The following is an 8,201-nucleotide window of genomic DNA, read 5'->3' as shown; positions in this document are numbered from 1 at the left end:
TGACGGCCAAAGCAGGCACAATACCGTCCTTTTTAACCTCGCTGGAACACACGCATGTCGCAACTTCATTTTGTGAAACAAGGCCAGGGTCCCCTGGTCGTCTTGAGCCACGCGCTCGGTTGCGATCTGACCATGTGGGACGGCGTGGCCGCCGCGCTGCAGGACCGCTACACGGTGCTGCGCTATGACCAGCGTGGCCATGGCCGCTCTGCCGAACCGGACAGCGCCTACAACATGGATGACCTGGCCGACGACGCCGCCGAGCTGATTCGCGCCCAGGGCGCGAGTCCGGCGCATTTTGTCGGCCTGTCGATGGGCGGCATGACGGCCCAGGCACTGGGCGCGCGCCACCCGCAATCGGTGCGCAGCCTGACCATCGCCAACTCGGCCAGCCACTACGACGAGGCGGCCCGGGCCATGTGGCAAGCGCGCATCGACACGGTGCTGGCCCAGGGCGTATCCCCGATTGCCGAAGGCGCCATGCAGCGATGGTTCACGTCCGAGTTTCGCGCGGACGCCAACGGCGGCAGCGCCCGCGTGGCCGCCTTGCGTGCGGTGCTCGAAGCCACTGCGCCCACGCCTTATGCCCACGCCTGCGCGGCCGTGGCGCAGATCGACCTGGCGGCGGGCAACGCCCGCATCACCTGCCCGACACTGGTGATCGCCGGCAGCCGTGACGAAGCCACACCGCCCGCCATGTCGCAGGCGATTGCCCAAGGCATTGCCGGTGCGCAACTTAAAAGCCTGGATGCTGCGCACCTGAGCGCGGTGGAACAGCCCGAGGCCTTTGCCCGCCTGCTGACCGATTTTTGGCAGAGCTTGTAAATCCCGCCCACCCCCTCACAGCAAGGGGGTTGTGAGCAGCAGGGCCGCAAAGGCCCGCGCAGCCGCGCTGCGCGATGCACCGCGCCGCCACAAAATGCCGGCGGTGCGCACCATGTGCGGCTCGGTCAGTGCAATGGTGTGCAGATCGGGTGCTTGCCGCGCGGCGCGTTCAGGCACGATGCTCGCCAGCTCGCCGAACCGGCACACGCCCAGCAAGGCTTCCACCGAATCCATTTCCACCCTGACGCTCGGCACCACGCCGGCCTGACGCAGGCTTGCGTCAATCAGCCGGCGCGTGGCAAAGCTGCGCGGCAACAGTGCCAGGGGCAGGCCCGCGAGGGCTTTCATGGCCAGGCTGCGCCGCCTGGCCAGGGGATGCAAGGCGCCTACCACCAGCAGCATGCGCTCGTCAAACAGCGGCTCGGTCTCAATTTCCTCGTGCTCGGTCGGGTGAAACGCAATGCCCAGGTCCAGCTCGCCGCGCAGCAGCAAGGCCTCGATCGCGCCGGCGCGCAAGTCGCGCACCTCCACCATCACCCCGGGGTGCGCCTGGCTGAAGGCGGCCACCGTGGCCGGCACCACCGTGTTCAGGAAAGTGGGAAAGGCGCCCACCGTCAGCGTGCCGGACTGCAGCCCACTCAGGTCAGCCAGCGCCATGCGGCCGGCCTCGATTTCCTTCAGCGCCCGGGTGGCATAGACGCGAAATTCGGCCCCGGCTTGCGACAGCTTCAAGCCCCGCCCCAGCCGGTCGAACAGGGTCACGTCCAGTTCCTGCTCCAGCTGGCGCAGGCCGTGCGACAGCGTGGACTGGGTCACAAACAGGTTTTGCGCCGACTGCGTCAGGTGCTCGGTCTGGGCAATGTCGAGAAAGTAGCGGAGCTGGCGGATTTCCATGGGCTCATCGTACTTCAATCATTCGAAGATATCGAATGATTTGTACCAAATAAATCATTGGAAGCGGGTCTTGTTTGCCCTTAATCTTCAGATGTTTTTCACTTCCGAAGCAAGGGCCTCCTTCATGACGAGCCGTTTTCCGATTGAGCGCATCGAGGCGCGGATTCTGGACATTCCCACCATCCGTCCGCACAAGCTGTCGTTTGGCTCCATCAGCCGCCAGAGCCCCGTCATTGTCCAGTTGTGGCTGGCCAACGGCGCGTGCGGTTTTGGCGAGGCGGCCACCATTGGCGGGCCATCTTGGAATGAAGAATCGCCCGAAGGTATCCAGCACGCCATCAACGCCTACCTGGCGCCCGCGCTGCTGGGCCAGGACGGCGCCTGCTTTGAAACCGCGCTGACCCGCATGGACCTGGCCTGCAAGGGCAATGCCTTTGCCAAGAGCGCGGTAGAGATGGCCTTGATCGATGCCGTGGCGCGCTCGCTGAACCTGCCGGCCTGGCAACTGCTGGGCGGCAAGCGCCACCAGAGCCTGCCCCTGGCCTGGACGCTGGCCAGCGGCGACGTGACGCGCGACCTCGAAGAAGCCCAGTTGCGCCTGGAGCAAAAGCGCCACCGCATCTTCAAAATGAAAATCGGGGCCCGAAGCCCGGAAGCAGACGTGGCCCACGTGTCGCAAATCGCGCGCGGCCTCCAGGGCCGCGCCACGCTGACCGTGGACATCAACCAGGCCTGGGACGGCAACACCGCGCGCCGCTTTCTGCCGCAACTGATTGATGCCGGGGTGACCCTGATCGAGCAACCCGTGGCCAAGTGGAACGTGGAAGCACTCAAGACCCTCACCGCGACGCTGGGCGACCGTGCCAGCATCATGGCCGATGAAACCGTCTGCACCCCGCAGGACGCGATGCTGCTGGCGCGCGCCCAGGCCTGCCATGTGTTCTCGCTCAAGGTGGCCAAGCACGGTGGCCTGCTGCGCACGCGCCAGGTCGCCGCTGTGGCCGATGCGGCCGACATCGGCTGGTACGGCGGCACCATGCTGGAGACCTCGATTGGCAGCGCTGCCGCCGCGCACTTGTTCTGCACGCTGGGCACCCAGCACCACGGCTGCGAGCTGTTTGGCCCGCAACTGCTGGTGGACGACATCGTCACCGAACGCATGCCGATTCGCGACTTTGAGCTACAACTGCCTGACGGCCCCGGCTTTGGGGTCGAGGTGGACATGGCCCAGCTCAAGCGTTTTGACCGCGCCCGCACCGGCCTGGCGCCAGTACACATCGATCTCGGCCATCGTGCCGCCACTGTTTAGGGAGCACCCGCATGTTATTTTTAGTTCGTATGGATGTGAACATCCCGCGTGATCTGCCCGCCGCCGAGGCCAACGAGATCAAGGCCCGCGAAAAGGCCTATTCACAGGACCTGCAGCGCGACGGCCGCTGGAAGAGCATCTGGCGCGTGGTCGGCGAATACGCCAACTACAGCATTTTTGATGTGGCGTCGAATGACGAACTGCACCAGCTGCTGCAAGGCCTGCCCCTGTTCCCGTTCATGAAGATCGACGTGACGCCGCTGGCAGCGCACCCTTCGGCAATTGCCTGATCTGAAACCGCATTGCAACAAAAAATAACGGAGACAACGCTTTGAAAACTCAACTGCTCACCCTGCTGGCTGCAGGCATCACCCTGGCCGCCGCGCCTGCTGCCCATGCGCAATCTACCAACAGCGACTGGCCCGGCAAGCCGATCCGCTGGATTGTTCCCTTTCCCCCGGGCGGCGCCATGGATGCGATTGCCCGCACGCTCGGCGAGAAAGCCGCCAGGGCGCTGGGTCAGCCCTTCGTCATCGAGAACAAGCCCGGCGCGGGCGGCAACATCGGTGCTGATTTTGTTGCCAAGGCGCCCGCCGACGGCTACACCATGATGATCACTTCCATCGGCATGGCGACCAACAAGCCCTTGTACGGCAAGCTCAACTACGACCCGGTCAAGGACTTTGCCCCGGTCAGCCTGCTGGCCGTGGTGCCTAACGTGCTGGTGACCAATTCGACCCAGCCCAACGTGAAAACCGTGGCCGACGTGATGGCTGCCGCCCGCAAGGCGCCCGGCACACTGACCTATGCCTCGGCCGGTAACGGCACCTCCATTCATCTGGCGGGGGAAGTGTTCACCTCGCTGGCCAAAGTCGAGATGCTGCACGTTCCCTACAAAGGCAGCGGCCCGGCCGTGGCGGACTTGCTGGGCGGCCAGGTCAACTACATGTTTGACAGCATCACCTCGGCGCGGCCGCACATCCAGTCCGGCAAGCTGCGCGCGCTGGGCGTGACCACCGCCAAGCGCTCCAGCGCCCTGCCCAATGTGCCCACGCTGGCTGAAGCGGGTTTGCCTGGCTATGAAGTGTCGCCCTGGTTTGCGGTGTTTGTTCCAGCGGCGACGCCCAAGCCCGTGATTGCCAAACTCAATGCCGCGTTGCTGGATGCCATGAAGCAGCCTGATGTGGCCGCACGCTTTGAAACGATTGGTGCCGAACCCGTCGGTTCGACGCCTGACGAGCTGGCCGCGCACCTGGCGCGCGAATCGGCCCGCTGGAGCAAGCTGATCGCCGAGCGCGGCATCAAGCTGGACTGAGCGCATTGCGCACAACAACTTTTTCTGTTCCCAACTTAAAACCACCTAGAGGAGATACCACCATGGCAGAACTTACCCAAAAGCAATTGCTTGACATTGTCAACACCAAGCACATCGCACCCGGAAATCCGCGCCTGCGTCAGATCAGCGAGCGTATCGTGACCGATCTGTTCAAAACCATCGACGAGCTGGACATCACCCCGGATGAGTTCTGGGCGGCGACTGACTGGCTGAACCGCCTGGCCCAGGGCGGGCAGGTCGGTCTGATCACTGCCGGCTTGGGCTTTGACCGCCTGTTGGATATCCGCATGGATGAAGCCGATGAAAAAGCCGGCCGCGCTGCTGGCACGCCGCGCGCCATCGAAGGCCCGCTGTTCGTCGCCGGCGCCCCCACCGCCCAGGTGGAAACCCGCCTGGACGAGGGCGAGCCCAAGGGCGAAATCTTCGTGATGGAAGGCCAGGTGCTGGACACCGACGGCAAGCCTGTCGCCAACGCCATGATGGACGTGTGGCATGCCAACGAAGTGGGCGGCTACTCGCACTTCTTCCCTGGCATGAAGCCCTACGAGTTGCGCCGCCGCATCGAGACCGACGCGCAAGGCAACTACCGCTTTCGCAGCTACCTGCCGCCAGGCTACGCCATTCCGCCCAACAGCCCGACCTCCGAACTGTTTGCAGCCCTGGGCCGCCACGGCAACCGTCCTGCGCACATCCACTTCCTGGTGGTCGCGCCCGGTCAACGCACGCTGACCACGCAGGTCAACATCCCTGGCGACACTTACATTGATGATGATTTTGCCTTTGCCACGCGTGACGGATTGATTGTGAAGATCGAGAAAGATGTCGCACCCGCAGGTTACGAGTCCTTGGGTATCACCGCACCCTTCACGCGCGCACGGTTTGACTTCGTGATGCAAAAAGCGTTGAACGAAGACGAAGCCTCCCCTGCCGCCCGCATGGCGCGCGTTACCGCCTGATCGCCTGTGCAGCCATCAGGCGCAATCAGCTGCGAACCAGCCTAAATGCGCCTTGACTTCCCGTCCGTCATACCCGCGCAGGCGGGTATGGCGCAGGAAAGTCATTGCTGACTGCATACTGAAAAGCCGCCTTCGAACGAAGGCGGCTTTTTTCGTCGAAACTCAGCGCAAACTTCGAGGCATTTACCATGACCCCCACTGAACCCCTTGACGCTTCCGAGTCCTTGCAATGGGGCGATCAATTCCTGCTGGGCTACACGCCGATTGACGAGGTGCATCAGGAATTCGTTGACCTGACAGGCCAGATGCAGCGCGCCGCCGATGCCGCGCTGCCCGCCTTGCTGGCAGAGTTCACCGTCCATCTGAAGCATCATTTTGAGATGGAAAACGAGTGGATGCTGAGCACCGAATTCCCGCCCCGGGAGTGCCACATGGACGAGCATGCGGCGGTGCTGCAGTCGGTCCAGGAAGTGCAGGCCCTGCTGGCGCAAGGCAACGTGGCAATCTGCCGCGATCTGGTGGAGCACCTGGCCCAGTGGTTCCCCCAACATGCGGACCAGCTCGATTCGGCCCTGGCGCACTGGATGTTCAGCCGGACCATGGGCGGCAAGCCGGTGGTGCTCAGGCGCGGCCTGTCCCTGCGGTGATCAGGTCTGGGTGCCGGCAGGCGGCTGCCGGCTTTGCGCCAGCAGCTTTTCAGCCGCCTGGGCGCGGTACACCTCGTCAATCAGTGACCTGAGCAGCACGATGTCCTCGGACTGGTCGTTCAGCCGCGTACACATGATGATGGGCGAGACCGCGCTGGCCTCCAGCAGCGGGCGATAGACTACTTCGTCGCGTCGCAGCCTTTGCGCGCTGGCCGGCACCACGCACACGCCCATGCCGGAGGCCACCAAGCCCAGCGCGGTCTGCATTTCCTGCACCTCGTGGACCGTCATCGGCTCGACGCCCTTGTCGCGGAACAGGGAAAGCACCTGGTCGGCATAGCTCGGCCGGGGTGAGCGGGGGTAAATCAGCAGGGTGTAGGGCACGGCCTCCAGCAGGCTCAAGGGTGTGGTGGCGCCGGCCAGCGGATGCTCGGCCGGTATGGCGAGCACCAGCGGTTCCTCGCGCAGCACCTCTCGCTTGACGCGCGGGTCGTCCAGCCGCAGGCGGCCAAAGCCTACGTCAATCCGCCCGGCGTTGAGCGCCTCGTTTTGTTCAACCGACAGTTTTTCCACCAGCACCAGTTCGGTTTGCGGTTTGACGGCGCGAAACAGCCGGGCAATGCGCGGCAACGCGCCGTACATGGTGGAAGGCACAAAGCCGATCACCAGCCGCCGTTCAACCTGGGCCACGCGCCGCGTCATGGTGACGGTCTCGTTGACCTGCTCTAACAGGCGCACGGCACGGGCATAAAAGAAGCGTCCGGCTTCGGTCAGCCGCAGCGGCCGGGCATCGCGGTCCAGCAGTTTCATGCCGATTTCGTCTTCCAGCTGCTGAATCTGCCGGCTCAGCGGTGGCTGCGAGATGTGCAGCCGCTCCGCCGCCCGGGTGAAGCTGCGCTCTTCGGCCACCGCCACAAAATATTTGAAGTGTCGAAAATCCATAGCATGCTTTTTCGGTATGGAGTGAGTCTAAAACGGTCTTTGATGTCCGCGCCACTTTATTTCAAAATCGTGACAAGAATTAAAAAAACAGACCTTGCTGATGTCCAGCCTATCGGCTGCCATCAGGGTGCTGCTGACCTGCCACCCCTGGGTTGAAGCCGCTGCCAAAGGTTCTTTCCCCCAAGGAAAGAGAGACAAATAAAAAAGAAATCTATCCATGCGACGGTGCGTCGCTGCGTCCAGGCCACGTCGGCATGCATGCCAAAAACGCATAATTTTCCCGGTGGCGATGCCTCGTCAATGCATCGTTGCAGGAGTTCCTTGCAAACGAGAAAAGAACGGAGACTTTTTATGAGCACCCCTACGCACCCTTCCAACGTTCAGGAGCGACTCGATGGCATGCTGGTCGAAGACAAAGAGCAGCACATCTATCGCCTCAACCGCGCCGCTTTTACCGATCCCGAGTTGTTCGAACTGGAGGTCAAGCACCTGTTTGAAGGCAACTGGATTTACCTGGCCCACGAAAGCCAGATTCCGGGCAACAACGATTACTTCACGACTTACATCGGTCGCCAGCCGATCGTGATCACGCGCAACAAGCAAGGCGAACTCAACGCCCTCATCAACGCCTGTTCCCACCGTGGCGCCACGCTGGCCCGCCGCAAAAAGGGCAACAAGGCCAACTTCACCTGCACCTTCCACGGCTGGACGTTCAACAACAGCGGCAAGCTGCTCAAGGTCAAGGATGGCAACGACGGGGCGGGTTACCCCGAGTCATTCAACAAGGAGGGCAGCCATGACCTGAAGAAGGTCGCGCGTTTTGAGAGCTACCGTGGTTTCCTGTTCGGCAGCCTGAACGACGATGTCAAGCCGCTGTCGGAATTCCTGGGCGAAGCCACCAAGATCATCGACATGATCGTGGACCAGTCGCCCGAAGGACTGGAAGTGCTGCGCGGCGCCTCCACCTACACCTATGACGGCAACTGGAAGCTGCAGACCGAAAACGGCGCCGACGGCTACCACGTCAGTTCGGTGCACTGGAACTACGCAGCCACCACCAACCACCGCAAGCAAAGCGAAGCCGGCGACAACGTCAAGGCTATGGACGCGGGCAGCTGGGCCAAGCAGGGCGGCGGTTTCTACTCCTTCGAGCATGGCCACATGCTGCTGTGGACCAAGTGGGCCAACCCCGAAGACCGCCCGGCCTATGCCATTCGAGGCGAACTGGTGGAGAAATTCGGCCAGGCCCGCGCCGACTGGATGATCAACCACTCGCGCAACCTGTGCCTGTA

The 8,201-nt window shown here is 62.9% G+C and carries 9 protein-coding genes; 7 read left to right on the top strand and 2 right to left on the bottom strand.

Going from position 1 to position 8,201, the window contains the following annotated elements; all coding sequences use genetic code 11:
• Nucleotides 1-54 precede the first annotated feature (54 nt).
• Entirely contained in the window at nucleotides 55-825 is a 771-nt protein-coding gene (locus IV091_RS16235) for an alpha/beta fold hydrolase (RefSeq protein ID WP_293470296.1), read from the top strand.
• Nucleotides 826-840: 15 nt separating this feature from the next.
• On the opposite strand, the gene cynR is transcribed toward IV091_RS16235, so the two are convergent.
• Nucleotides 841-1,719 carry a transcriptional regulator CynR gene (cynR, locus tag IV091_RS16230; protein WP_293470295.1) on the bottom strand — a complete coding sequence of 293 codons (879 nt, stop codon included), beginning with the start codon at nucleotides 1,717-1,719 and terminating at the stop codon, nucleotides 841-843.
• Between the two features lie 124 nt (nucleotides 1,720-1,843).
• Here cynR and IV091_RS16225 point away from each other — a divergent pair, with 124 nt between their 5' ends.
• The 5 genes from IV091_RS16225 (at nucleotide 1,844) to IV091_RS16205 (ending at nucleotide 5,967) form a co-directional block, all read left to right on the top strand.
• Nucleotides 1,844-3,028 carry a muconate cycloisomerase family protein gene (locus IV091_RS16225; protein ID WP_293470294.1) on the top strand — a complete coding sequence of 395 codons (1,185 nt, stop codon included), beginning with the start codon at nucleotides 1,844-1,846 and terminating at the stop codon, nucleotides 3,026-3,028.
• Nucleotides 3,029-3,039: 11 nt separating this feature from the next.
• A complete protein-coding gene (gene catC, locus IV091_RS16220) occupies nucleotides 3,040-3,318 on the top strand; it encodes a muconolactone Delta-isomerase (RefSeq protein WP_293470293.1) in 279 nt (92 codons plus the stop codon).
• 41 nt (nucleotides 3,319-3,359) lie between these two features.
• Nucleotides 3,360-4,343, top strand: coding sequence for a tripartite tricarboxylate transporter substrate binding protein (locus IV091_RS16215; protein ID WP_293470292.1), 984 nt, complete (start codon nucleotides 3,360-3,362; stop codon nucleotides 4,341-4,343).
• A 62-nt stretch (nucleotides 4,344-4,405) separates the two neighbouring features.
• Nucleotides 4,406-5,320 carry a catechol 1,2-dioxygenase gene (locus IV091_RS16210; RefSeq protein ID WP_293470291.1) on the top strand — a complete coding sequence of 305 codons (915 nt, stop codon included), beginning with the start codon at nucleotides 4,406-4,408 and terminating at the stop codon, nucleotides 5,318-5,320.
• 188 nt (nucleotides 5,321-5,508) lie between these two features.
• Entirely contained in the window at nucleotides 5,509-5,967 is a 459-nt protein-coding gene (locus IV091_RS16205; protein WP_293470290.1) for a hemerythrin domain-containing protein, read from the top strand.
• Here the strand turns inward: IV091_RS16205 and IV091_RS16200 are convergent, their stop codons facing one another.
• Complete coding sequence (locus IV091_RS16200) at nucleotides 5,968-6,909, bottom strand: LysR family transcriptional regulator (RefSeq protein ID WP_293470289.1); 942 nt, start codon at nucleotides 6,907-6,909, stop codon at nucleotides 5,968-5,970. It abuts the gene before it with no gap.
• Nucleotides 6,910-7,260: 351 nt separating this feature from the next.
• Between IV091_RS16200 and IV091_RS16195 the strand changes: the two genes are divergently transcribed.
• On the top strand, nucleotides 7,261-8,201 hold a 941-nt coding region (locus IV091_RS16195), incomplete at its 3' end, for a Rieske 2Fe-2S domain-containing protein (RefSeq protein WP_293470288.1).

It is taken from the genome of Polaromonas sp. (assembly GCF_018780625.1).
In the GTDB taxonomy this organism is placed as follows: domain Bacteria; phylum Pseudomonadota; class Gammaproteobacteria; order Burkholderiales; family Burkholderiaceae_C; genus Polaromonas.
Note: the sequence above shows the minus strand (reverse complement) of the source record. Positions and strands in the feature narration are given on the sequence as shown.

Bases quoted from the DNA above. Each gene is read 5' to 3' on its own strand.
- IV091_RS16235 (WP_293470296.1), top strand. From the start codon at position 55: ATGTCGCAACTTCATTTTGTGAAACAAGGCCAGGGTCCCCTGGTCGTC.
- cynR (WP_293470295.1), bottom strand. From the start codon at position 1,719: ATGGAAATCCGCCAGCTCCGCTACTTTCTCGACATTGCCCAGACCGAG.
- IV091_RS16225 (WP_293470294.1), top strand. From the start codon at position 1,844: ATGACGAGCCGTTTTCCGATTGAGCGCATCGAGGCGCGGATTCTGGAC.
- catC (WP_293470293.1), top strand. From the start codon at position 3,040: ATGTTATTTTTAGTTCGTATGGATGTGAACATCCCGCGTGATCTGCCC.
- IV091_RS16210 (WP_293470291.1), top strand. From the start codon at position 4,406: ATGGCAGAACTTACCCAAAAGCAATTGCTTGACATTGTCAACACCAAG.
- IV091_RS16205 (WP_293470290.1), top strand. From the start codon at position 5,509: ATGACCCCCACTGAACCCCTTGACGCTTCCGAGTCCTTGCAATGGGGC.
- IV091_RS16200 (WP_293470289.1), bottom strand. From the start codon at position 6,909: ATGGATTTTCGACACTTCAAATATTTTGTGGCGGTGGCCGAAGAGCGC.